Source organism: Draconibacterium orientale, from assembly GCF_900111425.1.
Lineage (GTDB): Bacteria > Bacteroidota > Bacteroidia > Bacteroidales > Prolixibacteraceae > Draconibacterium > Draconibacterium orientale.
Genome location: NZ_FOHT01000033.1, coordinates 18121 through 41803, shown reverse-complemented (window position 1 = coordinate 41803; position 23683 = coordinate 18121). Strand labels below are relative to the sequence as shown.

Sequence of the window (23683 nt, the reverse complement as noted above, 5' to 3'; positions counted from 1 at the left end):
AGATTGAAGAAGATTGATGAAAGATTGAAGGAGATTGAAAAAAGATTGAAGGAGACTGATTGAATTAAAGAGTGCGTGAAATTGATATTGTGTTAATTTATAGTAAATTAGATGCTGAATATAACTCAGATATACTATGACAAATCAAAGCTGGCTTGATTACAAAATTCAAATTCGCGACAGATTAAAAGAATTTACACTAAAAATTTTGAAATTATCTGAAATGCTTCCATCATCAGAAAGAGGCAGGGTACTAAATAAACAGTTAATTCGCTCGGGAACTTCTGTTTATGCCAATTATAGAGCAGCATTAAGAGGAAGATCGAAAGCCGAATTCTTTTCAAAACTCTCGATTGTGGTTGAAGAAGCTGATGAAACTGAAATGTGGCTTGACCTGATTATTAGCTCAGGAATATTAACAACTTCGTTTATTAATGACTTGCATAAAGAAAGTATCGAGCTTCTAAAAATTCTGGCTTCAATGCGAAAACGACTTTCCCGATAGAACTGTCAATCTCCATCAATCTTAAAATCAATCTCGTTCAATCTTTTAATTAATCAACTACAAAAAGGCTGTTGGCAAAATAGCAGCAGGCAATTTTACGATCTTTCAGTTGAAAAAGCTAACCACAAAGTAGCACAAAGTAGGCACGGAGTTTCACAAAGCTACTGCTTATTAAAGCATTCACGCATTAAAGCATTTACGCATTTCAACATTCAATCCTTCAATCCCTCAGTCATTCAATCCCTCAGCCCCTCAGTCCTTCCTCTTCTCCTAACATTCCCTTAACCCAGATTCTAAATAAGGGCGATAGAAAATTATTTTATAGGCTGTCAACCTAAATTCACTAATTTTGTTACAGTTTCAAAAATTGACTTAAAAACTGAAAATTATGCTACAAGTAAATCTTGCAGAAGATATTTATTATTTGGGATTTAACGACCGCCGCACGCACTTATTCGAGAATATATGGCCAATCCCGCACGGGGTTTCGTACAACAGTTATTTGATTGTTGATGAAAAAATTGCACTGGTTGATACCGTTGAACGTGCTTTTATCGACGATTACCTCGATGCTATTGAAGAGATTATTGGCGACCGCGAGGTGGATTATCTGGTTATTAACCACATGGAACCCGACCATTCGGGAGCCTTAAAAGCAATCGTTCACCGTTACCCGAATATTACGCTTGTGGGAAATAAAAAGACCTTCGGTTTTGTGAAGTCGTACTACATGAAACCGGAAAATATACACATGGTACACGATGATCATGTGCTTGATTTGGGAAAACACAAGTTACAGTTCCAGATGATTCCGATGGTACACTGGCCCGAAACGATGGTTACTTACGAGGAAACCAACAAAATCCTGTTCTCGGGTGATGCTTTTGGTAGCTACGGAACAATGGACGGTGGTATTTTCGACGACGAGATCAACCTCGATTTTTACGAAGTGGAAGTGATGCGTTACTTCACCAATATCGTTGGGAAATACTGTCCGCACACACAACGTGCCATTAAAAAACTGGCTGGCCTCGATATTAAAATGATTGCGGCAACACACGGTCCAATCTGGCGCAGCGATCTCGACTGGATTTTGAAACGCTACAATAAATGGAGTTCGTACGATTTGGATCGCGGTGTGGTTATCGTTTACGGATCGATGTACGGAAACACCAAAAAAATGGCCGAAACCATTGCCCGTCAGATTGCGGTGCGCGGCATTAAAAACATCCGTGTTTACGATGCTTCAAAAACACACTCGTCGTACATTATCAACGACATTTTTAAATACAAAGGATTTATTGTGGGAAGCGCGGCGTATAACAACGCGATGTTCCCGAACGTGGAAACATTGCTTACAACCATCGAGCATATGGCACCAAAAGACCACCTGCTTGGAATTTTTGGTAACTATTCATGGAACGGCGGCGGCGTGAAAAACCTGAAAACTTTTGCCGAAAAAATTAAGTGGGATATGGTTTACGAACCAATCGAAGAACAGGGAAATATGAAGGTTCAAACCCAGGAAGAGTTAATTAAGTTGGCCAATGCAATGGCTGATAAACTACTTGAAATGCCTGCTCCTGAAAAGATTTAAAATAATCTATCAGATAAATCAAAAGCTGCTCTTCGGAGTGGCTTTTTGTTTTTCAGCGTTGAAAAGGCATTCAATTTCAAACACATTATTTCTTTAAATAAAACAATCACCTTCGCACAAAATTGAAAAATATGGCTACAGAAATTACAGTTATACGGCACGGAGAAACGATGTGGAACTTGCAGAAACGCATACAAGGGCAGCGTAACAGCAAGCTTTCGGAAAATGGCATTTTGCAGGCCGAACTGGTGGCAAAGGCATTGGCTAAACGTGAGTTTGATGTTCTTGTAAGCAGCGATCTTGAACGGGCGGTTGAAACTGCAAAAATCATCAATAAACAATTGTTGTTACCTCATAAATATAACCTGAATTTACGCGAACGCTCTTTTGGTATTTTTGAAGGAAAAAACTTTGCAGAGATTGAAGAAACATATCCCGTAGAATATCGGCGTTATAAGGAACGGAACCCTGAATTTGTAGTTCCTGGTGGCGAAAGCATTCAACAAATGTATGAGCGTGTAACATCGGAAATTGAAGCCATTGCCCGTAAATTTAAAGATCAGAAAGTACTGATTGTTTCGCATGGTTTGGTGCTGGAAATGATGATGTACAGAACCTTCAATATAAAGTTGGATGAGCCACGCGCTTTCTCCATAAATAATTCGTCAATCAGTTCGTTTTACATCAACGAAGGCAATTGGTTTTTAAAAGAATGGGGCGTAATCGAACACCTGGTTTCGTTAAATGTTTTGAGTGAACTTTAGAACTAAGGAGAGCTTGTCCCGATCGTTAGCATCGGGAAGTTTCTTGATTTTAGTGAAAGGAATTTATTTTTAGCTTTTTATCGTCAGCGGTGGCTTTTTTGAATACTTTTTCAGCTGTAGGAAAAAGTATTTTCCGTCTGAAAGGACATTAATGGAGCGTACACAATTACACTTGTCTATTACTCTACCTCACCAGCTTTCTTCAACGATAAGCGCGAGGAAATCGGGCCAATAATTTCATGAATCAGTGCAGCCCCAATAACAACTCCCATGATCATCGAACCGGTATCTTTAAAAACAGGATCTTTGGTGAGCAACAGCGCCAGGCCAATAACAATTCCGCCTTGTGGAATTAGTCCGCCGGCCGTGTATTTTTTCACTTTCGGGCTGGTGCTGAATAGGAGCGAACCACTGTAAATACCGGTAAACTTACCGATCATCCGTGCGATTATATAAATACCGATGAGCACATAACTGCCGGTAATTGATGACAATTGCAAATGTAATCCTGATAGCGTAAAGAAAATCACAAAAATCAGTTCGTCGGTGTAGCGTTCAATGAGTTTAAATATTTTTTCCGAGAGCGGATTAAAATTGGCAACAACGGCTCCCAACGCTATAGTGGAAAGCAGCGACTCAAAACCAAAATATTCTGAAATTCCGTAACTCATCAATATGGCTCCGAACGTTAGAACGATGAGGGTTCCTTCTTCCTGCTTGCTAAAAATTTTAGTGATGAGCTGAAATACAAAACCAATTACAACGCCGATGAGAATCGCTCCGCCAACATCAATGCCTAAATCCAGAATAGTATTACCGATTTCAATATCAGTGCTGCCCAAAAAGAATGCGGCAAAAGCGGTAACCAATGTGTAAATAACAATTCCCACAATATCGTCGAAAGCAGCAATTTCGAGCATGGTTGAACTGACTTCGCCTTTGGCTTTGTATTCGTGAATTACGGCCAGTGTGGCCGATGGATCGGTTGGTGCAGCCAGCGATGCCAACACCAGGCTAACGGCTAGCGCTACGCTTGTTGATTGAAAGGCAGGCATAAAAAAACGTAAACTCAGAAACATGAATAGAAACACCATTAAAAAGGCGAACAACGATTCGAACAGCGTGAGAAAGAATATGGTTTTTCCGGTGGCGCGTAGTTTTTTAGCCGATAACGAACCGCCAATTGAAAAGGTGATGAACGACAAAGAAACTGATAGCAGCGGATCGGTGTGCCCGACAAATTCGTTCGACATGATTCCCGAGAGATCGGGATTTAGCAGAATTCCTGCAAGGATGTACCCTGATATTTTGGGGAGTTTTATTTTTTCGGCGAGTTCGCCCAACAGATATCCGGTGAAAATTAAGAGACCAATACTTAAAATTACGTTCATAAAAAGTTATTTTTTGCGGTCTTTTAAAGGGCCTTTATAAAATAACCATTCAGCTTGCAGATGGTTTTCAGATGTGCGGTTTATTCAATTAGAAGTATGGCAATTCGGTTCATATCGCCGGGGTTGTTGGCCACCACATTAATTTCCATGCCCACTTTTTGTACGGTTTGGTACACATCTACCGCAAAACTTTCGGGGCTGGGTCGGGCGTTTCTTTTGTCGTGGCAATCGATGCGGTTACCCGAACAGTCGCTGCACAAGGTGCAACAGGTTTGGTTAAGCAGAAAAACTTTTGGATGGTTCATTAGAAATATAGCCCGTTCAAGGCCCAAAAGTTTGTGGGTCATTTCCCGCGACCAGTCGGATGGATAAGCATCTTTATCAGCAAATTTATGCAGTTTAATAATCAGCGCGCTTTTGTATTCCTTAAAGAAACGCTCGCACTCGCTTACCGACGGCGTATTTGGCGGACACGAACCAAGACCGTAATCGCTACAGCCAAAATAACATTTTACACGTACCCACTGTGCCACTACAATTTCTTTCGGATCGATCCATTTGTAATCGGTCAATTCCTGTTCGCGCAGCAGTTTTTCTATTTGGTTTTTGTTAGTCATGTTGTTGGTTTAATTTTCGATTTAAGCTCTGTCTGAAAATTAATTTATACTAACAAAAGTATTGGTAAGTTTCTTTAAAATTATAGGCAATCAGATGACTACACTCTTACTTCTTAATACTTCACTGTTAAAAATTACCACAAGTTAGCATTCGTTTTGCTATTTGATGTATGATTTCCTGTCTAAAATCTTCTTCGTAGTCGCAATTTGCTAAAAGAACCAAACCTATTTTTTCTTCAGGTATCATTAGTAAATAACTTCTAAATCCCTTGTCTCCACCATAATGACCAATTGCTTTTCTTGATTCAACCTTGCTTAGTTGAAAGCCCAGTCCAATATGTGGATATGCACTGAAACCTGGTTCGGTCATTTCATCGAAAACATTCTCGGAATTACCGCTATCAAGCATTTTCATAAATGAAATCATCCATTTACATAAATCAGTTGCTGAAGAATTTAGCGTACTGCTCGGTGCGTGCTCCCTGGTGTAGGGGTAAGTTTTGAGTTCGTATATTTTGCCGGTAATCCAATGTTTTGAATGTGGTGAGGTTTTCAGCGAATCGGGGATTTTAAAATACCTGAAATCACTGCTATTCATGCCATATGCATTTAAAATATTTTCTTTCAGGTAATTATCAAAAGACGTATTTGTTAATTTCTCAATGATATATCCCAGGATATTATATCCCAAATTACTGTAGATATATTGTGTTGATGGTTCTGATTTTAGTTTCAGATTAAGACTTAAAATGTAATCTTCAAGACTTTTTTCAGATTGATTATTATTGCCCCAATGATAGTTGTGAACATCCGGCAAACCCGATGTGTGATTTAAAAGATTTAGAATTGTAATATCTTCAACTCTTTGGTCTGTATGATTTAATTCAGGAATTATACTTAAAAGTTTTTCGTTCAACGAAATTTCCCCATTTTCAACTAGCATCATCATTGCCTGGGCCGTAAATAATTTACTTACTGAAGCAGTGTGGAATATTGTGTTTTCATTAACTGGCTGCGGATTTTTGATGCTTTTTATACCGTAGCCAGCTGCATACAAGATGGTGTCTTTTGCTACTAATCCTATTGCAAGTCCGGGAATGTTATAGTTGTCCATTTTTTCAACCACCAGGGAGTCAGTTTGGTGAATGAAATTATTTTTCGACTCTTTACATTCTAAATCGTTATTAAAACTTTGACCTGAGCAAAGTATCAAACTTCCAAATGATAGAAGTATAATGGATAAAATTCTTTTCATTGAAACTTTATGTTAGGATTGTTAAGGTGACTTCCCAAAATTGTATGATTAAAGTACATTAAGCTTTATACCGGTTAAACATGGTACGCAGCGAGTGAAAGTATGATAAAAATTGAAGATATTTTATTGTGAGATGAGGTGAAGATCAACAATTTACTTCTCCCGAAATATCTTCTCCATCTTTTTGCCTTTTGCCAGTTCGTCAACAAGCTTATCTAAATACCGTACCTGTTTGGTCAGAACGTTATCAATTTCCTCAATCCGGTATCCGCAAATTACTCCCTTAATTAATTCTGCATTTGGGTTCAGGTTTGCTCTTTCAAAAAAAGTCTCAAATGTCACCTTCTCGTCGATCATTTCCTGCAGACCTGCTTCATCGAAACCGGTCAACCATTCTATTACCTGGTGTAGCTCTTCTTTCGTTCTTCCTTTTTTCTCCACTTTTGTAACATAGTGCGGATATACAGCAGCAAAGGTCATTTCTGCTATTTTCTTGTTATGTTCCGGTGTCGTTTTCATCTGTGTAATATTCTTTGGTTTCTAATGTTCATCCACTGGTAGAGGCGAAAAAGCTTCCCCGAACATTTAAACACAAATAAAAAGTGTTCTAGCCCAAAGCCACATCCAGCAGCATCATGGTGGCAAACCCCAACATGGCACCAATGGTCGATAAATCGGTTTCGTTGCCTCGTTGCGATTCAGGAATCAATTCTTCAACCACCACAAAAATCATTGCTCCGGCAGCAAACGACAGTGCATACGGCAACAGCGGTTCGATGGTTAAAACCAGGTAAGCCCCCAATACTCCGGCCATTGGTTCAACAATTCCTGACAGCTGACCGTAATTAAAAGCTTTCCTGCGCGAAAGTCCTTCGCGGCGCAGCGGAATAGAGACTGCAGCTCCCTCGGGGAAATTTTGAAGCCCGATACCCAAGGCTAATGCAACGGCTCCGGTTAGTAGGCCTACATCGGGATTATTGGCCAGCGCACCAAATGCAACACCCACAGCCAGTCCTTCAGGCACATTGTGTAAAGTAATGGCCAGCACCAAAAGTATGCTTCGTTGCCAGGTTGTTGGAATCCCTTCGGCTTTATCGATTGACAAACCAAGGTGAAGGTGAGGCAGAATTTTATCGATCAACAACAGAAAAGCACCTCCCGCCAGAAATCCTATTACGGCAGGCTTCCAGGGCAATTCGCCTTGCGCTTCTGCCATTTCGATTGCCGGTTTCAACAGCGACCAAAAGCTGGCCGCAATCATCACCCCGGCAGCAAACCCAAGCATCGAATTCAATACTTTTTTGTTTATCGATTTAAAGAAAAATACCATAGAGGCACCGGCAGCGGTTAAAAACCAGGTGAAAAGAGTTGCGCCAAGAGCCAGAAGTATCGGATTATATTCTAATAATTTTTCCATTTGATTCCTGTTTCAATTTTGTCGAATAGGTTAAAACAAAATTAACAAAATTATTGTTCAGCTAGCCATAAGCAAGCTTTTCCGGTGGTTTAATTTTTTAGAAACATTTTCAAATTTTTCCGGTTTATCTTCCCGTTTTCGGTGCGTGGAAGTTTTTCGATAAATCGGATATCTTTTGGTTGCTCGTATTTTGAAAGCAGTTTATTGCAATGGTTTTGAATGATGGTTTTAATTTCATCATCAGCGTTACCTTCAATTAACAGAATTAGTTGCTCGCCAAGTTTCTCGTCGGGGGTTGACCCAATGATATAGGGAAGGGGCATTGCTTTTGCCAGCTTCCCCTCAATTTGTTCGGGCAGAAATTTTATGCCTCCTGAAATGATGACATTGTCAATGCGGCCCAGCACTTTAAAATGATAGCGATCTATTAATTCACCCAAATCATTGGTTTGAATGGCTCCGTTTTCAAGCCCTGGCATTAAAATACGAATACAATCGCGTTCATCCAACTCCACCGAAATAGCATCGAGGCACTGGTAGCTGTTGGTTTTGTTGCTGCCATTTAATTTGCGCAGGGCAATGTGGGTTGCCGTTTCGGTCATGGCATAACTCGAATAACATTGTGTTGAAATTTGCTGCAGTTGCTCTTCCAACGGTTTCGGAATGGCTGAACCACCGATCAGCAGGTTTTTAATGTTTTGCTCCGGCAGCGCCAGGTATTTTATTACCTGGTTAATTACCATAGCCGCAAATTTTACCGGCTTGTCGTTTGGCAAAGCAGCAAAGTCCGAAGTCGGATCAACAAGAAGCAAATCGAGTTTGCCAAAAAGGGCGCGCACTGTCATTAGTTTCCCGGCAATGTAACGGCTGGGCAGACAATGCAATATGCGGTCGCCTTCGTGCAAATCAAAAAAGCGAATGGTGCGCAGGGCACTGGCAGCTACAAAATCTTTTTTTAGCGTTATTGTTTTTGGAGTTCCGGTACTTCCCGAAGTTTGCACTTCGATGTAATCGTTTGCATTGTACCACTCCGCTACAAAATCCAACCAGCTTTGTTTCCATTCGGCATCGGATTTTTGTTGAAGCAATTCTTTTATGCTTTCCGCTTGCCCGTTTATGGTAATATGTGATGGGAAAAGTTCCATTACATTTCGAAGGTTTTGCTTGTGTTGAACCACAGTTTTTCGCCACGAATTTCAAGTGGCGATTCAATGTTATTGGTAAAAAGCCGGCCGGTTCCCAGTCCCTGGTGTATTTTGGTATTTTTTGTAAAAGCCCACTGCGCAATCGCATTTAGCCCGATATTCGACTCCAGGTACGAGGTAATCCACCAACCAATGGAACGTTCGTTCGCCAGTTCAATCCATTCGTTACAACCAGAAATGCCACCGTGCAAACTTGGCTTTAACACCAAAAATTGCGGATGGATTGTATCAAGTAATTGTATTTTTTTCTCGCGTTTGTTTATGCCAATCAGTTCTTCATCAAGAGCAATCGGCAGGGGAGTGGTTTTGCACAATTTAGCCATTTCCTTCCACTGCCCTGCACGTATCGGTTGTTCAATGGAATGCAATTGCAACTCGGCAAGTCGTTTCAATTTGTCGGGAGCAGATTCCGCATTGAATGCACCGTTGGCATCTACCCGAAGAATAATTTCATCGTTGGAGAATTGCTCGCGAACAGCTTTCAAAAGCGCCAGTTCCTGCTCAAAATCTTTAGCTCCGATTTTTAGTTTTATACATCGAAAACCGGCTGCCAGTTTATCTTCTATCTGGTGTTGCATGTTTTCAATATCATTCATCCAAATTAGTCCGTTAATTGGGATACCTTCCTCGCCACGTGTAAAAGCCGATGGAAATGGTTCGTGTTTTCCGCCGTTTTTCAAATCAAGAAGTGCACATTCCAATGCAAATTTCAGGGATGGAACATCTTGTAGTAAATCGATATTATGGATGAAATGTGCTGGATCGTTGCCTATTTTTTCCAACTGCTCTTCAACTTGTTCCGGCGTTTCAATGCTTAATCCGGGAAGCGGCGCACATTCACCAAGCCCCGTCGCTCCGTTTTCTTCCAAAAACAGATACCAAACCGTGCGCGTTTTTAACACGCCCCGCGATGTGCCGGCAGGTTGCTTAAAATGCAGTTCATATTTTTTGTAACGGGCTTTTATCATGATAATATCAATCCAAGCGAGAAAAGTAGTGTTAAAGCCAAAGTTTGCAGTGCCAGGCGTTTTAAAAACGGGTCAAGCTGGCGACTGTCTTTTATGCGGAAAATTTTTACCAGGTCGCTAATTGAAACCGGCAATACCAAAAGAAACAACCATTGCCAAAGTGTATTTTGTTGCTGAACCGTAAAAATAATCAGTGCCAGCCAGCCCAGCAAAATAATTGTGGCGTGGTAAATCCGGCTTTTAAATGGCCCTAGTTTTACGGCGATTGTAATTTTACCCGACTGTTTGTCGTTATCAATGTCGCGGGTATTGTTCAGGTTCAAAACGCCGGTACTGAATAATCCCATACTGATGGCCGGCAGCCAAACTGCGGTTTCTATAGCATTGTTGTGCAGGTAAAAAACGCCGATTACGGGCAGCAAACCGAAAAACAGAAATACAAACAAATCGCCCAGACCAATGTAACCGTACGAACGTTTGCCAGCTGTATAAAAATAGGCGGCTAAAAGTGCCAGAATTCCGAGCCCGATAAACACAAAAAATGCCGTTGGACTGTGGTGCCATGTTCCGGCAAACACTAAAATAATTCCCAACAGAAAACTTAATCCGGCAACAACAAACATTCCGGATTTCATTTCTTTAATGGTGATTTCTCCGCCTTGCATGGTTCGTGTTGGGCCTAAACGCTGATGATTGTCGGTGCCTTTTTGAAAATCGCCATAGTCGTTGGCAAAGTTCGAAAACACCTGAATGAGTGTAGCCGTTAAAATGGCCAGGATAAAAACAATCCAGTTAAACCCATGCCAAAATGCGGCCAGTGCCGAGCCCATAAGAATGCCCGACAATGCTAGAGGCAGGGTGCGTAACCGTGCTGCTTTTACCCAACTTTTCGTGGTTGCCATACTTGATACTAGATGCTTGATACTGGATTCTTGATATTAACTACTGGATTTTCCGACGTTGCAGGTGTGACTAACCCCCAAAATCCCCCGAAGGGGACTTCACCTCCCCTTTTGGGAGGTCGGGAGGGGCTGAAACTTATAAGATGAAAGTTCAATTTTCATATTATTGACTTTATACGCAGTCTCTTCGCTTCGCTCAACTTGTAACTTGTAACTTGAAACTTTTTACGGAAATTTCGGATACTTTTTAAAGTCAGGTTTGCGTTTTTCCAGGAAGGCATGTTTTCCCTCCTGCGCTTCCTCGGTGAGGTAGTACAGTAAGGTGGCGTTTCCGGCAAACTCCTGAATTCCGATTTGTCCATCGAGTTCGGCGTTCAACCCAAGTTTTAGCATACGCAGTGCCAGCGGACTGTGTTCCTGCATTTTTTGAGCCCAGGCAACCACTTCGTCTTCCAGCTGATCGAACGGAACAACTTTGTTTACCAGTCCCATTTCAAGTGCTTCGGCAGCTGAGTATTGACGGCACATAAACCAAATTTCGCGGGCTTTCTTTTGTCCCACAACACTGGCCAGATACGACGATCCCAAACCTGCATCGAAGCTACCCACTTTAGGTCCGGTTTGCCCAAATATGGCATTTTCGCTGGCAATACTTATATCGCAAACCACATGCAGTACGTGGCCGCCTCCAATGGCATAACCATTCACCATGGCAATTACCGGCTTTGGCATGCTGCGAATTTGTTTCTGCACTTCAAGGATGTTCAATCTTGGAATACCATTTTCGTCGATGTAACCACCTGTGCCCTTTACATTCTGGTCGCCACCCGAGCAAAACGCTTTGTCGCCGGCACCTGTAAACACAATTACATTTATACGGTTGTCTTCGCGGCAAATGTGCAAAGCATCGCTAATGTTGTTTACCGTTGTTGGGCGGAACGCATTACGCACCTGCTCACGGTTGATGGTGATTTTGCCAATTCCATCGTAATAATCGAAAAAGATATCCTCGTATTCTTTAATGGTTTCCCATTGTCTTTTTGTACTCATTGTGTATATTGTTTTTGTATTTACTGCAATTGTTTTACAAACTTAAAAAGGCCCCGAAATGTTTTTGTGTTCACTTCTGCATCGGTGAAAACTTCCAGGATTGTCGGTGTTTTTCTTGTTGGGGAATATAATTCTGTGAGCGATTCTTTTAATTCTACTTCATTCTCAGCACTCAAATAATCCAGCCCAAATGTTTGGGCAATGCCTTGTGCTTTGCATTTGTTTTCGGCATAAAAATGCTGCTGGAAAGCGGGTGATTCACCCGGTCCTTTTATGAGGCTAAAAATGTTTCCACCACCGTTATTGATTACGATAATTCGTAAGTTTTCGCCAAGGTAATTGTTCCAAAGTGCATTCGAATCGTAGAAAAACGATAAATCGCCGATCAACACAGTATTTATTTTTTCAGAAACAGAAGCATAACCAACTGCAGTAGATAGTGGACCGTCGATTCCGCTGGTGCCGCGGTTACTAAAAAAAGTGGTGTTTTTTGCCCATTCTGCAATTAACGCGTATCGAACAGGAGAACTGTTGCCCAGGTGCACAACCGAATTTTCGGGAATTAAACGGCCAAATTCCGCAATCACTTTCAAATCTGAAAACGGGATTTCCGAAATATATTGATCGCGAAGTTGATTGACTTCGTTTTCCTTGGTTGCCCAGCGCTGCAAATATTCAGTACCTTTCTCGTTGACTTCAGGAAGTAACTGTGCGAAAAAAGTCTTTGCATCAGTTTGCACAACTTCGGTCAGCGACTGGTAAGTATCGTAATGATCGTTGGCCGGCGAAAGGTGCCAGTGCTGAGTGGCTTTGTTTTTTCTCAAAAACTGTTTCAGCGACTTTGAAACAAAATGGCCGCCAAAAGTGATCAGAATGTCCGGTTGAAAATCTGCCGGAATATCTTCTAAAATAGCTGCCATCAGCGTATCGATACTTCCGCAGAAACTTTTATCGTTCAGGTTCGCCAAATGTTCTTTCAAAACAACTGCACCGGTTTTTTCAATGAACGCTGCAAGAAGCTTTTCCAGTTCCGGATCGGCATTTTGTTGCCCCGCCAGTATCAGTATTTTATTCGAATCGTTAAAATCTGAAGCTAACTTTTTCAGGCTTGCTTCACTGATTTCTAAAGCTGATTTTTTAGTATTGATTGCTTTTATCGCCGGTAATTCTGCGTCCAGTAAATTATGCAAGGGTTCTTCCAGCGGAACATTAATATGTACGGGCGCAGGCTTTTCTGAAACGGCAGTATTCAGGCACTCATTAATTTCGCGGGCAGCCTGCCACAGTTCGGTTTCCGATTCTTCCAATGGAAGGTTGTATTCTTTTTTTACAAAATTCGAATAAATCCCTCTCTGGTTGATGCACTGGTTTTCGAGTTGATCGATCCAGTACTCAGGACGATCGGCAGTTATTACGATCAGCGGAATATTTAAATAGTAAGCTTCTGCAATTGCCGGAGCATAATTCAGTGTTGCCGTTCCCGAGCTGCAAACAATTGCCACAGGTTTTTTCAACGCTTGCGCCAAACCCATTGCTAAATAAGCTGCACTGCGTTCGTCAACCACATTTCGGCAACTAAATAAACCACTTCCCACAAAAGTGCTTATCATTGGGCCGTTTCTCGATCCGGGCGAAATAATCACGTCATTAATTCCCTTCTGATGAAGAAGTGCTGCCAGTTGTTGAACGTGTTTTTTAGTTGAGATCATTCTGTCGTATAGCTTCTATTGCCGATAACAAGGTTTTTGCTTTGTTGTTGGTCTCTTCCCATTCTTCTTCGGGAACCGACCGCGAAGTAATTCCGCCACCTGCATAAAGCATGTATTTTTCCGGAATTATTTCCATGCAGCGCAAATTTACAAATAATCTTACTGAATCTTTAAGTTGCCACGGACCAAGAAATCCGCTGTAGTAACGCCTGTCGTGTTTTTCGATGGTGCGGATGAATTTATCTGCTTTCGATTTTGGGAAACCACAAACGGCAGGTGTTGGATGCAGCTCGGCAATAAAATCACCCAAACAGTGGTCGAGTTTCTTTTTGGCAAACAGAAAACTGGTAAACAGGTGTGCCACCTTTCCGCTTTCCAGCGTTTCGGGGCCGCGTGTGGTATAGCGGTGAATATTAAAACGATACAGCAGATCCACCAGGTAGCGCGAAACAAAGGCTTGCTCTTCAATATCTTTGGTGCTCCAGGCGTATTCTGTTCCCGAAAGTCGGGGCTGCGTTCCGGCCAGCGAAACGGTTTCCATTGTTTTGCCTTCCGATTTTAAAAGAATCTCGGGAGTAGCGCCCATCCACAAACCGGCTTTTGGCAGATTCACCATATACACAAAAGCGTTTGGCGTTTGTTCGAATAACTGGGTGTATAATTTTCCCAGCGATTCATTTTTTCGTTCTGCCGGAATAATTCGCGAAACAATGGCTTTTGCCAGTTTCGTATTTTTTATGGTATTAACAGTCTGCTCTATGTCGGAAAGGTATTCTTCCTTTTCAATTACATAATGCGATGTGTAATTCGTTTGTTCTTTCTGGCAAACTTTTACATCATTCATATCTAATTTGAAGATTTCCTCAATTCCCGTTTTGTAAATATCCGGTTTCAACAGAATCAGCGGCGTTTCCTCGCTGATCTGGTAAGGTGCAAAAACAAATCCTTCCTGCCCGTTTAAGCGGCTCACCTCGTTGGGATAAAACAACGCTTCCTGACATGAAATCAGCAGTTCAAGCGTTTTGTCTCCGGGCACCGACCAAAGGGCAAAAGAGCAGTTTTTGTTAACGAGTTCGTCGATCAGATGTATTAATCTTTCGTTATCGGTCATTCTTTTTAGTAATCATATTGGTAACACGTACAGATGAAATCAATCTCCCTTCTTCATTGCAGATATCAACATTCCACACATGCGTTTGTTTGCCCCGGTGAACGATTTTTGCAACCGCCAGCGCCTTGCCTTTTTTTAACACGCCTGTGTGATTGCCACTTACCATAATTCCCAACACATCGAAAGCATTCATGTCAACCAGTAACATGCTGCCTAACCCGGCCAGTGTTTCGCCCATGGCAAGGTTGGCACCACCGTGTAAAATGCCTCCCGGTCGCGAGTTTTTTGCCGAGAGATTCAGCATCCCCTCAACCTTCCCCTCTTCAATTTTTGTGATCTCAATTCCGAGGCTCCCAACAAGGGTTTCTTTTATGGCCTGATTGATCAATTCAACCGGCGTATCGAATGATAATTGTGAAAAATCCATAGTGCTATCCTAAAACGAGACTAAAATAACGGATAGTTTTTTAAAATTGCCCAAATGGCTTTTGTAATTTTAATCTGCCTGTTGAAATCAGGTCGATAATAGAGGTATTTAACCTTTGGAAAATGTTAAACAGATGGCATAAATTTTTACTTTTGTTTTTTATAAATCAACTTAAAAGTAACCAAATGAGTATCTCAAGAAGAAACTTCTTATACAAATCGACCGCAGGAGCCGTGGCTGCTGCAAGTATTACAAGTATTGTTTCGGCATGTGTTTCGGAACCGGAACAAAAGAAGGAATCAATTTTTGCAAAAGGCGATACAGTGCTGTTTCAGGGCGATTCGATAACCGATGCCGGTCGCGACAGGCAAGATGAATCGGCCAACCGGGCCTGGTCGTTCGGAAACGGTTATGCGCTTTTGGCGGCTTCACAATTGTTAAATGCCTATCCTGAAGAGCAGCTTACCATTTATAATCGTGGTATCAGCGGAAATAAAGTTTTCCAGCTGGCCGATCGTTGGGAGAAAGATTGCCTGGAGTTAAACCCTGATGTGCTGAGTATTTTAATTGGAGTGAATGATTACTGGCACACCCGCAATGGAAATTACGACGGTACCATTGAGGTTTACGAGAATGATTATCGTGCATTACTAAAACGCACACAGGAAGCTTTTCCCGGTGTGAAACTGGTTTTGTGCGAGCCATTTTATGTGTTGGAAACCAGTGCCGTTGACGAAACATGGATTGAACCCATGAAACAATACCAGGTAGCGGCGAAAAAGATTTCGGACGAATTTGAAACCATTTGGGTACCTTTTCAGCAAGTATTTGATGAGGCAATAAAACACGCTCCGGGAACCTACTGGACTCCTGATGGAGTGCATCCTTCGATGGCTGGTGCGCAGCTAATGGCTGCAGCCTGGCTGAAAGCGGTTGGTGAATAACAGGATAGGATTGATTGTTGTAAAGGATCCGATCCGTATTTGTTCAAAATTAAACGGATCGGATCCCTTATCCAATTTCGAATACTTGATCATTGAGCATTCTAAATTGAGTATTGGATATTTTTCCGAATCAATATTGTACTTTCTAAGTCAACGGTTTCAATATCGTTTTTTTGTAAAGAAGCCATAAAATTACTCCCCTCGAAAACATAAAAAGCAGCATTCCCATCCAAAGTGCGTGATTATTCCATACCGGGTTTAAGAAAAAATAAACCGGTGCAAAAATCAGAAAGGTGGAAACCAACAAGCTGTTTCGCATGGGGCGCGATGCTGTTGCGCCGATGTAAATGCCGTCCCAGATAAAGGAACTCACGCTGGCAAATGGAATAAGTACCACCCAAATAAGAAATTGCTGGGCGGTTTCTATCACGTCTTTTTGCGAGGTGAGTAGTTTTAAAATGAAATTAGTGCCGGTTAAATAGAGTAGGGTAAATGTTAATGCCAATCCCAGTCCCCAGAAAAGCAGCAGTTTTACCACCTTTTTTAAGTTCTCAATTTGTTTGGCGCCTATAAATTTCCCAACCAATGCTTCGCCGGCAAAGGCAAATCCATCGATAAAAAAGGAAAAGAACATTAAAAATTGAAGCAATATGGAGTTAACGGCAAGAATAGTGTCGTTAATGCTGGCCGATTTCGAAGTGAAAAAAGTAAATAGAACGATAATACAAAAGGTGCGGATGAAAATATCGGAATTTACCTTAACGAAATTCGATAAAAATTTAAGGTCGATGAGGCCCGATTTTGTGACTTTCGGTAGCATTTCCCGGTATTTTCTGAGAAACAAAATAACAGCCGTTAACAATCCAACATACTGCGAAATAGCCGTCCCCAAAGCAACTCCATCTGATTTCATGTTCAATCCAAAAACAAAAAAGGCACTCAGCAGGATATTTACAATATTTACCAGAATTGCAATAATCATTGGGTAGCGTGCATTTTGCATGCCCAAAAACCAACCGCTGAAAACAAACAAACTTAAAGCAGCGGGTGCGGCCCAAACACGGATTCGGAAATAGGCTTCGGCAAGCTTTTCAACTTCCGGGCTTCCGCCTATCACTTTAAAACTTGCCCAGGCAATGGGCGACTGCAGCAGCAGGATAAATACGCTGATAATAAAAGTTAGTATCAGGGCGCGAACCAGGATAGTAATAGCTTCGGTCGGTTTTTTTTCGCCAAAAGCCTGCGCGGTAAAACCGGAGGTGCTCATTCGCAGAAAACCAAATCCCCAGTAAATGATATTAAAAATTACACTTCCCAGCGAAATGGCGCCAATGTAAACTTCCGATCCCAGATGTCCCATTAAGGCCAGATCGATCAACCCCAGCAACGGAACAGTTATGTTACTGATGATATTGGGAAGGGCAAGTTTTAATATGCTTTTATTCATGCTTTTTTATTGAGGGGCAAAGGTAATATTATTGATTTGGGCATTGAAAAGATAAAAGCAAATAAAAAATATCGCTTTTTATTCTGCCTGCACACCGGGATTTTAGCTCAGTTCTATGGTTTAATTTATTGAAGTTCTGTATTTATTAATTCCTTCTATGAACAATAAAGGATTTCAATGTGTTTTATTATTCGAAGATTTGGATTAATTCTAAATAGCGTATATTTTTGCTTACGAGAAATAAGAATATTTGAATATTTAAATCTTTAAATAATATAAGATATGGCATTTGAATTACCAAAATTAGGATACGATTACACGGCACTGGAGCCACATATTGATGCAAGAACGATGGAAATCCATCACAGCAAGCACCACGCAGGTTATACAAACAACCTGAATGGAGCAGTTGAAGGAACTGATCTTGCAGGAAAATCAATTGAAGAAATTTTAAGTGGCGTGTCTGCACAATCAACCGCAGTACGAAATAACGGTGGTGGCTTTTTTAACCACAATTTGTACTGGGAAGTAATTGCACCGGGTGGTGCACCAGCTCCGGAAGGAGTTTTATTAGATGCAGTAAATGATTCATTTGGAAGCATAGAAAATTTTCAGGAAGCCTTCACCAAGGCAGCTTTGACTCGCTTTGGGTCGGGTTGGGCATGGTTGGTTCTTCAAAACAATAAGCTGGTGGTTTCGTCTACGCCCAATCAGGATAATCCGCTGATGGATGTGGCCGAAGTTCAGGGAACTCCAATTTTGGGGATCGATGTATGGGAACATGCATATTACCTGAACTACCAAAACAGACGTCCGGATTATGTGAATGCATTCTGGAATCTCATCAACTGGGATGAAGTCGCCAGGCGGTTTAAAGGTTAGTTGATTTTTGGTTTTTTCCCCGGAGCAGAGGCTCCGGGGTTTTTATTGCGCTTTTGTGGTGTTTTATGTTAACCAAAGTTCTCATTGTGAGAATTATAGGCTATTTTGCCACCTTTACGTTGATTCGATTTCGATTTAATTTTATTTAAACTCCTTCCAAATTAAACCTCCGGCTAATCCTTTTTGCCCCAAAAACGTTGTACCTTTAGCAAACAAAAATCAAATTAATAATCTTTAAACAAGGAAAATTATGGCATTTAGTTTACCAAAACTTCCGTATGCAAATAATGCATTGGAACCAGTAATAAGTGAAAAAACAATCGAGTTCCACTACGGAAAACACCACCAGGCTTATGTGAATAACGTAAATAACCTGATTGAAGGAACTGAGTTTGAAAATGCAAGTTTGGAAGATATTATTAAAAAAGCCGACGGTGGCATTTTTAATAACGGAGCCCAGGTTTGGAACCACACGTTCTATTTTATGCAATTTAGTCCTGATGGCTGTAAAGAACCAAAGGATGAATTAAAAGCAGCTATCGATGCTAAATTCGGATCGTTCGATGCTTTTAAAGAGGCATTCTCGAAAGTAGCTGCTACTTTGTTTGGTTCGGGCTGGGCATGGTTGGTAGTTGATGAAAACGGCGAGCTGGAAATCGTTCAGACAAGTAACGCCGGTAATCCATTACGCGACGGTAAAAAACCTTTGCTTACCTGCGATGTTTGGGAGCATGCCTACTACCTGGATAAGCAAAATGCACGTCCGGCTTATGTTGCCGATTTCTGGAAAATTGTTGACTGGAAAGTGGTTTCAGAACGTTTTGCTTAAAAAAGAAGAAGATGAGTACCGAAAAAGTTTTGGCGGCCATGCAGGCTGCCGGAAAACCGTTGAAGGCCGGCGAAATTGCTGAAGCTTCAGGATTGGATAAAAAAGAAGTGGATAAAGCAATGAAAGTGCTGAAGGCCGAAGAAAAAATTGTGTCACCAAAGCGTTGCTTTTGGGAACCAAAATAGCAAAAACAAATGAGGGCCTCACTCGAAGTGAGACCCTCATTATCATCTAAATCGTTTCAACTAAAAACTATTTTTTCCAGAGATATTCCATCTCCTCCAAAGTTTTTCCTTTTGTTTCAGGTACCAGTTTCCATACAAAAATGAAAGACAGCACGCTCATTAATCCATAAAAACTATAGGTTAATCCGCCGCTAAACTCCATCATTGCCGGGTAGGTTGACGAAATAAAGTAGTTAGCAGCCCATTGTGCTGCAACCGCCACAGCCACTGCTTTTCCCCTGATTTTGTTCGGGAACAATTCAGAAATCAGCACCCAGCAAATAGGGCCCCACGACATCATAAATGATGCGGTATATACAATAATAAATATAAGAGTGCCAATACCGATTACTTCCATAAACGAAAGTGCACCGATGGCAAACATACCAACTGCCATACCAATCGATCCAACCATTAACAGAGGTTTACGTCCCCATTTGTCAACAGTTAAAATAGCCACCACTGTAAATACAACGTTTACAAGTCCCATTACAACGGTTTGCATTAACGATGCATCTTTTGCCGCTCCCATACTTTCAAAAATGCGGGGCGCATAATAAAGTGCCACATTAATACCTACAAATTGCTGAAAAACCGATAACAGAATACCAATGATTATAACGAGTTTTCCGTACGAGAACAATTTCCCCGAATGGTGTTCAACACTTTGCTTAATATCATTAAAAATTAATTTGGCGTGTTCTGCTCCGTTTATTTTTGTAAGAATACTAAGTGCCTTGTCGTCCTGATTTTTAAGCGCCAGATATCGTGGTGTTTCCGGAACAAAAAATAGCAGCACACCAAACAATCCGGCAGGAATAGCTTCCGAAATAAACATCCGGCGCCATCCGATGGAGTTGATCCACTCCAACGATTGTCCGCTGGCAATTCCCCAGTTTACAAAATATACTACCAGCATACCAAAAATAATGGCAAACTGGTTGAGAGCCACAAGCCTTCCGCGAATATCGGCCGGAGCAATTTCTCCAATATACATTGGGCTAACTGCCGAAGCCAGTCCAACACCAATACCGCCAATAACCCGGTAGAAGTTGAACATGTATAAAAGGCCCATTGTAGGCTCGCCTTTTGTAAAGAAGAGGAATTCAGGATTTCCTGATCCTAAGGCCGAAACAAAAAAGAGTAATGCTGCAAGTAACAACGTTTTTTTCCTTCCGAGTTTCGATGCCAGTAGTCCGGAAATTCCTCCACCAAAAATACATCCGATAAGTGCACTTGATATGGTTGCACCGTGTGCCAGCGAGTTCAGTCCCAGTCCTTCAATAAGAAAAGCCTGGATTGATTTATCGGCACCCGAGATAACAGCCGTGTCGTAACCGAACAGTAAGCCACCCAAAGTAGCAACCACTGTGATAACTACAATATAAAACGAATTACGCCCTTTCATTTGAATAGATTAAATTTAGTTTTAAGGTTTATGTGTAAAAAGCAATTTACTCAAAGCCCGCAGACTTTGAGTAAATATGCTGCTTGTATTGCTATTATAAATACCAGTTAATTAACTGTTCGAGCAATTCTTGTTTACCGCTGATTTGAGCTGGCTCACCAACTTTTTTCGCAACAGCGTACATATCTTCAATGGTTAATTTACCACTTTCGAATTCGGCACCTTTACCTTCGTCGAACGAAGCATAACGTGCAGCACGCATAGCGCAATATTGCGAGTCGTTCAGAATTTTATCAGCAATTACAAGGGCACGAGCAAATACGTCCATTCCACCAATGTGTGAGATGAAAATATCTTCCAGGTCGGTTGAGTTACGACGTGTTTTTGCATCGAAGTTAATACCGCCATAAGTAAAACCACCTGCAGGAAGAATCTCAAGCATTGCTTCAGTTACTTCGTAAATGTTGGTTGGGAATTCGTCGGTATCCCATCCGTTTTGGTAGTCGCCTTTGTTGGCATCAATCGATCCGAGCAAACCAGCATCGGCCGACATTCTCAGGTCGTGAGCAAAAGTATGGCCTGCAAGTGTAGCGTGGTTTACTTCAATATTCAGTGTGAAATCTTTTTCTAAACCATTGGCTTTCAGGAAGCCGATTACAGTTTGTGCATCGTAATCGTACTGGTGTTTTGTTGGCTCCATTGGTTTTGGCTCGATAAAGAAAGAACCTGTAAAACCTTGTTTCCGACCGTAATCGCGGGCCATACGAAGGAATTCTCCAAGGTGTGCCAATTCGCGTTTTGTATCGGTATTGTGCAGGCTCATGTAACCTTCGCGTCCTCCCCAGAAAGTGTATCCGGTACCGCCCAGTGCAATAGTAGCATCGATAGCATTTTTAACCTGAACAGCTGCATTGGCAACCACGTTAAAGTCAGGGTTGGTTGATGCACCGTTCATGTAGCGTGGATTACTGAATACGTTGGCAGTACCCCACAATAACTTAACACCTGAATCGGCTTGTTTTTGCTTGGCAATCTCCACCAGTTTTTCCATACGTTTTTCGATCTCGAAAACTGTTCCGTCGCCGGCAACATCAGTATCGTGGAAACAATAAAAAGGAGCACCTAATTTTGTGATGAATTCAAAAGCCGCATCCATTTTTTCTTTAGCCGCATCCATTGGATCTGCAGCACCGTTCCAAGGGAAAATTTGTGTTCCTGGTCCAAACGGATCCTCACCGGTTCCGCAGAAAGTATGCCAGTAAGCCACGGCAAAACGCAGGTGTTCTTTCATTGTTTTTCCGCCAACAACTCTGTTTTCGTCGTACCATTTAAACGCTAATGGGTTTTTTGAATCAGGACCTTCGAATTTAATTTGATCGATTCCTTTAAAATACTCTTTGTTTCCTTTTAAAACTTCCATCTTAATAATTTTATGAATTGTTATTTTATCTGTTTTATATTACTCTTTTTGATATGAGTTGCATATTATTTTATCGCTTTTTCAAGTTCTGCTTTCCAGTTTTCGTAAGCTTCCTGATAAGCGGCAATGTTCTGCGTGTTGGGCTCAATTACATCCAGCTTTTTCAGGTTTGAGAATGCCTCGTTAAACGATTTGTAATAACCCGATCCAACACCTGCACCGCGCGCAGCACCAACCGATCCGTCGGTGTTGTACAGTTCAATGGTAGCACCCGAAATTCCGGCAAGCGTTTCTCTGAAAATAGGACTAAGGAACATGTTGGCTTTACCGGCTTTAATTACTGAAGCATCGATACCAATATTTTTCATGATATCCATACCATATTTAAAGGAGAAAACAATTCCTTCCTGTGCCGCACGTAATAAATGTCCTTTCCCGTGAATATTAAAGTTAATACCCGAGAAAAGCGAACCAATATTTTTGTTCTGAAGAACACGCTCGGCACCGTTTCCAAAGGGTAGGATAGAGATACCATCCGATCCGATAGCCACTTTTGAAGCCAGGTCGTTCATCGCTTCATACGAAAGATCTTCGGCCACCATTCGTTTCAACCAGGCATTTAAAATACCTGTTCCGTTAATACACAGCAGAACGCCAAGTCGTGGATCTTCCTGAGTATGGTTAACGTGTGCAAATGTGTTTACCCGCGACTGCGGATCGTATTTGATTTCGTTGCTTACACCATAAACCACTCCTGAAGTTCCGGCTGTTGTTGCAATTTCTCCAGGATTAAGCACATTCAACGACAATGCGTTGTTGGGCTGGTCGCCTGCACGGTAACTTACTTTTGTTTTTGTTGAAAGACCAAGTTCGGCAGCCGTTTTAGCGCTTAGCTGTCCCGATGTTGCAAAAGTAGGTACTATTTCAGGAATAATATCGGACGAAAAGCCATAGTTGTCGAACAACATTGTAGCCAGGTCGTTTTCTTTGAAATTCCACATAATTCCCTCAGAAAGACCGCTGATGGTTGTTTGCGCCTCACCGGTAAGTTTCATGGCAATAAAGTCACCCGGAAGCATAATTTTGTCAACCTTGGCAAAAGTCTCCGGCTCGTTTTCCTTTACCCATTTTAGTTTCGATGCGGTAAAGTTACCCGGCGAGTTTAACAGGTTGGTTAAACAACGCTGGCCACCAATTTCTTCAAAAGCTTTGTCGCCATAAACGGCAGCGCGGCTGTCGCACCAAATAATCGACGGGCGCAATACTTCCTGGTTTTTGTCCACCATTACCAAGCCATGCATTTGATACGAAATACCAATCGACTCAATACTTTCTTTATCAATATTGGCGGTTGAGAGAACTTCGGCCAATGCCAACTTCAGATTTTCCCACCAAAGCTCAGGCGCTTGTTCTGCCCAGCCTGCTTTGTGTGCGGTAATTTTCATTTCCTGTTTTGGGTAAAACGATGAAGCTACCAGGTTTCCGCTGTTAGCTTCTACCAGCGAAACCTTAACTGAAGAGCTTCCGATATCGAGTCCTAATAAGTGCATGATTATAAGTGAATTTATTTATTTAGTTTTTCAATCTGTTCTGTTCTGATATGGTGCAAAA

The 23683-nt window shown here is 41.6% G+C and carries 23 protein-coding genes; 7 read left to right on the top strand and 16 right to left on the bottom strand.

Annotation, left to right across the window (positions count from 1 at the left end; genetic code table 11):
• Positions 1–136 precede the first annotated feature (136 nt).
• The 3 genes from BMW53_RS16330 (at position 137) to BMW53_RS16320 (ending at position 2866) form a co-directional block, all read left to right on the top strand.
• Positions 137–505: a four helix bundle protein gene (locus BMW53_RS16330; protein ID WP_051567896.1), complete on the top strand. Its 369-nt coding sequence runs from the start codon at positions 137–139 to the stop codon at positions 503–505.
• Between the two features lie 388 nt (positions 506–893).
• Complete coding sequence (locus tag BMW53_RS16325; protein WP_074780994.1) at positions 894–2102, top strand: FprA family A-type flavoprotein; 1209 nt, start codon at positions 894–896, stop codon at positions 2100–2102.
• A 131-nt stretch (positions 2103–2233) separates the two neighbouring features.
• Positions 2234–2866 carry a histidine phosphatase family protein gene (locus BMW53_RS16320; protein ID WP_038559846.1) on the top strand — a complete coding sequence of 211 codons (633 nt, stop codon included), beginning with the start codon at positions 2234–2236 and terminating at the stop codon, positions 2864–2866.
• 179 nt (positions 2867–3045) lie between these two features.
• Here BMW53_RS16320 and BMW53_RS16315 read toward each other — a convergent pair whose 3' ends face one another.
• The 12 genes from BMW53_RS16315 to BMW53_RS16260 all read right to left on the bottom strand — a co-directional run bounded on the left by BMW53_RS16315 (position 3046) and on the right by BMW53_RS16260 (position 14918).
• Positions 3046–4257 (bottom strand): cation:proton antiporter, encoded by a 1212-nt coding sequence (locus BMW53_RS16315; protein ID WP_038559849.1) that lies wholly within the window; start codon positions 4255–4257, stop codon positions 3046–3048.
• Positions 4258–4337: 80 nt separating this feature from the next.
• Positions 4338–4874 carry a DUF2284 domain-containing protein gene (locus BMW53_RS16310; RefSeq protein WP_038559850.1) on the bottom strand — a complete coding sequence of 179 codons (537 nt, stop codon included), beginning with the start codon at positions 4872–4874 and terminating at the stop codon, positions 4338–4340.
• A 127-nt stretch (positions 4875–5001) separates the two neighbouring features.
• Positions 5002–6129, bottom strand: coding sequence for a serine hydrolase domain-containing protein (locus BMW53_RS16305; RefSeq protein ID WP_038559856.1), 1128 nt, complete (start codon positions 6127–6129; stop codon positions 5002–5004).
• Between the two features lie 153 nt (positions 6130–6282).
• Positions 6283–6648: a DUF2200 domain-containing protein gene (locus BMW53_RS16300; RefSeq protein WP_038559866.1), complete on the bottom strand. Its 366-nt coding sequence runs from the start codon at positions 6646–6648 to the stop codon at positions 6283–6285.
• A gap of 88 nt (positions 6649–6736) precedes the next feature.
• Positions 6737–7546, bottom strand: coding sequence for a ZIP family metal transporter (locus BMW53_RS16295; protein WP_038559872.1), 810 nt, complete (start codon positions 7544–7546; stop codon positions 6737–6739).
• 89 nt (positions 7547–7635) lie between these two features.
• A complete protein-coding gene (locus BMW53_RS16290; protein ID WP_038559876.1) occupies positions 7636–8691 on the bottom strand; it encodes an AMP-binding protein in 1056 nt (351 codons plus the stop codon).
• Positions 8691–9719, bottom strand: a complete 1029-nt coding sequence (gene menC, locus BMW53_RS16285; protein WP_038559879.1) for an o-succinylbenzoate synthase — start codon at positions 9717–9719, stop codon at positions 8691–8693. Before menC ends, BMW53_RS16290 begins: the two co-directional genes overlap by 1 nt.
• Positions 9716–10621 (bottom strand): 1,4-dihydroxy-2-naphthoate polyprenyltransferase, encoded by a 906-nt coding sequence (locus tag BMW53_RS16280; protein ID WP_038559882.1) that lies wholly within the window; start codon positions 10619–10621, stop codon positions 9716–9718. The genes menC and BMW53_RS16280 overlap by 4 nt, the downstream gene beginning before the upstream one ends.
• Before the next feature lie 225 nt (positions 10622–10846).
• The gene (gene menB, locus BMW53_RS16275) at positions 10847–11671 is read right to left on the bottom strand and encodes a 1,4-dihydroxy-2-naphthoyl-CoA synthase (protein ID WP_038559885.1); all 825 of its coding nucleotides are present in this window, start codon (positions 11669–11671) and stop codon (positions 10847–10849) included.
• Positions 11672–11691: 20 nt separating this feature from the next.
• Positions 11692–13380, bottom strand: a complete 1689-nt coding sequence (gene menD, locus BMW53_RS16270; RefSeq protein ID WP_038559888.1) for a 2-succinyl-5-enolpyruvyl-6-hydroxy-3-cyclohexene-1-carboxylic-acid synthase — start codon at positions 13378–13380, stop codon at positions 11692–11694.
• Positions 13367–14491, bottom strand: a complete 1125-nt coding sequence (locus BMW53_RS16265) for a chorismate-binding protein (protein ID WP_038559891.1) — start codon at positions 14489–14491, stop codon at positions 13367–13369. The genes menD and BMW53_RS16265 overlap by 14 nt, the downstream gene beginning before the upstream one ends.
• Positions 14481–14918: a PaaI family thioesterase gene (locus BMW53_RS16260; RefSeq protein ID WP_038559894.1), complete on the bottom strand. Its 438-nt coding sequence runs from the start codon at positions 14916–14918 to the stop codon at positions 14481–14483. Before BMW53_RS16260 ends, BMW53_RS16265 begins: the two co-directional genes overlap by 11 nt.
• 185 nt (positions 14919–15103) lie before the next feature.
• Here BMW53_RS16260 and BMW53_RS16255 point away from each other — a divergent pair, with 185 nt between their 5' ends.
• Positions 15104–15862, top strand: a complete 759-nt coding sequence (locus BMW53_RS16255) for an SGNH/GDSL hydrolase family protein (RefSeq protein WP_038564905.1) — start codon at positions 15104–15106, stop codon at positions 15860–15862.
• A gap of 145 nt (positions 15863–16007) precedes the next feature.
• Here BMW53_RS16255 and BMW53_RS16250 read toward each other — a convergent pair whose 3' ends face one another.
• Positions 16008–17309, bottom strand: coding sequence for an MATE family efflux transporter (locus tag BMW53_RS16250; RefSeq protein WP_074780984.1), 1302 nt, complete (start codon positions 17307–17309; stop codon positions 16008–16010).
• Between the two features lie 282 nt (positions 17310–17591).
• Between BMW53_RS16250 and BMW53_RS16245 the strand changes: the two genes are divergently transcribed.
• The 3 genes from BMW53_RS16245 to BMW53_RS16235 all read left to right on the top strand — a co-directional run bounded on the left by BMW53_RS16245 (position 17592) and on the right by BMW53_RS16235 (position 19205).
• Positions 17592–18191, top strand: a complete 600-nt coding sequence (locus BMW53_RS16245; protein ID WP_038559897.1) for a superoxide dismutase — start codon at positions 17592–17594, stop codon at positions 18189–18191.
• A gap of 250 nt (positions 18192–18441) precedes the next feature.
• Entirely contained in the window at positions 18442–19020 is a 579-nt protein-coding gene (locus BMW53_RS16240; protein ID WP_038559899.1) for a superoxide dismutase, read from the top strand.
• An 11-nt stretch (positions 19021–19031) separates the two neighbouring features.
• Positions 19032–19205 (top strand): MarR family transcriptional regulator, encoded by a 174-nt coding sequence (locus BMW53_RS16235; protein ID WP_074780982.1) that lies wholly within the window; start codon positions 19032–19034, stop codon positions 19203–19205.
• A 67-nt stretch (positions 19206–19272) separates the two neighbouring features.
• Here BMW53_RS16235 and xylE read toward each other — a convergent pair whose 3' ends face one another.
• The 3 genes from xylE to BMW53_RS16220 form a co-directional block, all read right to left on the bottom strand.
• On the bottom strand, positions 19273–20652 hold the full coding sequence (gene xylE / locus BMW53_RS16230) for a D-xylose transporter XylE (RefSeq protein WP_038559915.1): 1380 nt from the start codon (positions 20650–20652) through the stop codon (positions 19273–19275).
• 94 nt (positions 20653–20746) lie between these two features.
• Positions 20747–22072 carry a xylose isomerase gene (gene xylA / locus BMW53_RS16225; RefSeq protein ID WP_038559919.1) on the bottom strand — a complete coding sequence of 442 codons (1326 nt, stop codon included), beginning with the start codon at positions 22070–22072 and terminating at the stop codon, positions 20747–20749.
• Between the two features lie 65 nt (positions 22073–22137).
• Positions 22138–23622: a xylulokinase gene (locus BMW53_RS16220; RefSeq protein ID WP_038559922.1), complete on the bottom strand. Its 1485-nt coding sequence runs from the start codon at positions 23620–23622 to the stop codon at positions 22138–22140.
• Between the last annotated feature and the right edge of the window lie 61 nt (positions 23623–23683).

What these genes read in the sequence shown, in the direction of transcription:
- BMW53_RS16280 (WP_038559882.1), bottom strand. Translation starts at nt 10,621, where the DNA reads ATGGCAACCACGAAAAGTTGGGTAAAAGCAGCACGGTTACGCACCCTG.
- menB (WP_038559885.1), bottom strand. Translation starts at nt 11,671, where the DNA reads ATGAGTACAAAAAGACAATGGGAAACCATTAAAGAATACGAGGATATC.
- BMW53_RS16330 (WP_051567896.1), top strand. Translation starts at nt 137, where the DNA reads ATGACAAATCAAAGCTGGCTTGATTACAAAATTCAAATTCGCGACAGA.
- BMW53_RS16320 (WP_038559846.1), top strand. Translation starts at nt 2,234, where the DNA reads ATGGCTACAGAAATTACAGTTATACGGCACGGAGAAACGATGTGGAAC.
- menD (WP_038559888.1), bottom strand. Translation starts at nt 13,380, where the DNA reads ATGATCTCAACTAAAAAACACGTTCAACAACTGGCAGCACTTCTTCAT.
- BMW53_RS16265 (WP_038559891.1), bottom strand. Translation starts at nt 14,491, where the DNA reads ATGACCGATAACGAAAGATTAATACATCTGATCGACGAACTCGTTAAC.
- BMW53_RS16255 (WP_038564905.1), top strand. Translation starts at nt 15,104, where the DNA reads ATGAGTATCTCAAGAAGAAACTTCTTATACAAATCGACCGCAGGAGCC.
- BMW53_RS16220 (WP_038559922.1), bottom strand. Translation starts at nt 23,622, where the DNA reads ATGCACTTATTAGGACTCGATATCGGAAGCTCTTCAGTTAAGGTTTCG.
- BMW53_RS16295 (WP_038559872.1), bottom strand. Translation starts at nt 7,546, where the DNA reads ATGGAAAAATTATTAGAATATAATCCGATACTTCTGGCTCTTGGCGCA.
- BMW53_RS16250 (WP_074780984.1), bottom strand. Translation starts at nt 17,309, where the DNA reads ATGAATAAAAGCATATTAAAACTTGCCCTTCCCAATATCATCAGTAAC.
- xylA (WP_038559919.1), bottom strand. Translation starts at nt 22,072, where the DNA reads ATGGAAGTTTTAAAAGGAAACAAAGAGTATTTTAAAGGAATCGATCAA.
- BMW53_RS16260 (WP_038559894.1), bottom strand. Translation starts at nt 14,918, where the DNA reads ATGGATTTTTCACAATTATCATTCGATACGCCGGTTGAATTGATCAAT.
- BMW53_RS16240 (WP_038559899.1), top strand. Translation starts at nt 18,442, where the DNA reads ATGGCATTTAGTTTACCAAAACTTCCGTATGCAAATAATGCATTGGAA.
- BMW53_RS16310 (WP_038559850.1), bottom strand. Translation starts at nt 4,874, where the DNA reads ATGACTAACAAAAACCAAATAGAAAAACTGCTGCGCGAACAGGAATTG.
- xylE (WP_038559915.1), bottom strand. Translation starts at nt 20,652, where the DNA reads ATGAAAGGGCGTAATTCGTTTTATATTGTAGTTATCACAGTGGTTGCT.
- BMW53_RS16245 (WP_038559897.1), top strand. Translation starts at nt 17,592, where the DNA reads ATGGCATTTGAATTACCAAAATTAGGATACGATTACACGGCACTGGAG.
- BMW53_RS16325 (WP_074780994.1), top strand. Translation starts at nt 894, where the DNA reads ATGCTACAAGTAAATCTTGCAGAAGATATTTATTATTTGGGATTTAAC.
- BMW53_RS16290 (WP_038559876.1), bottom strand. Translation starts at nt 8,691, where the DNA reads ATGGAACTTTTCCCATCACATATTACCATAAACGGGCAAGCGGAAAGC.
- BMW53_RS16300 (WP_038559866.1), bottom strand. Translation starts at nt 6,648, where the DNA reads ATGAAAACGACACCGGAACATAACAAGAAAATAGCAGAAATGACCTTT.
- BMW53_RS16305 (WP_038559856.1), bottom strand. Translation starts at nt 6,129, where the DNA reads ATGAAAAGAATTTTATCCATTATACTTCTATCATTTGGAAGTTTGATA.
- BMW53_RS16235 (WP_074780982.1), top strand. Translation starts at nt 19,032, where the DNA reads ATGAGTACCGAAAAAGTTTTGGCGGCCATGCAGGCTGCCGGAAAACCG.
- BMW53_RS16315 (WP_038559849.1), bottom strand. Translation starts at nt 4,257, where the DNA reads ATGAACGTAATTTTAAGTATTGGTCTCTTAATTTTCACCGGATATCTG.
- menC (WP_038559879.1), bottom strand. Translation starts at nt 9,719, where the DNA reads ATGATAAAAGCCCGTTACAAAAAATATGAACTGCATTTTAAGCAACCT.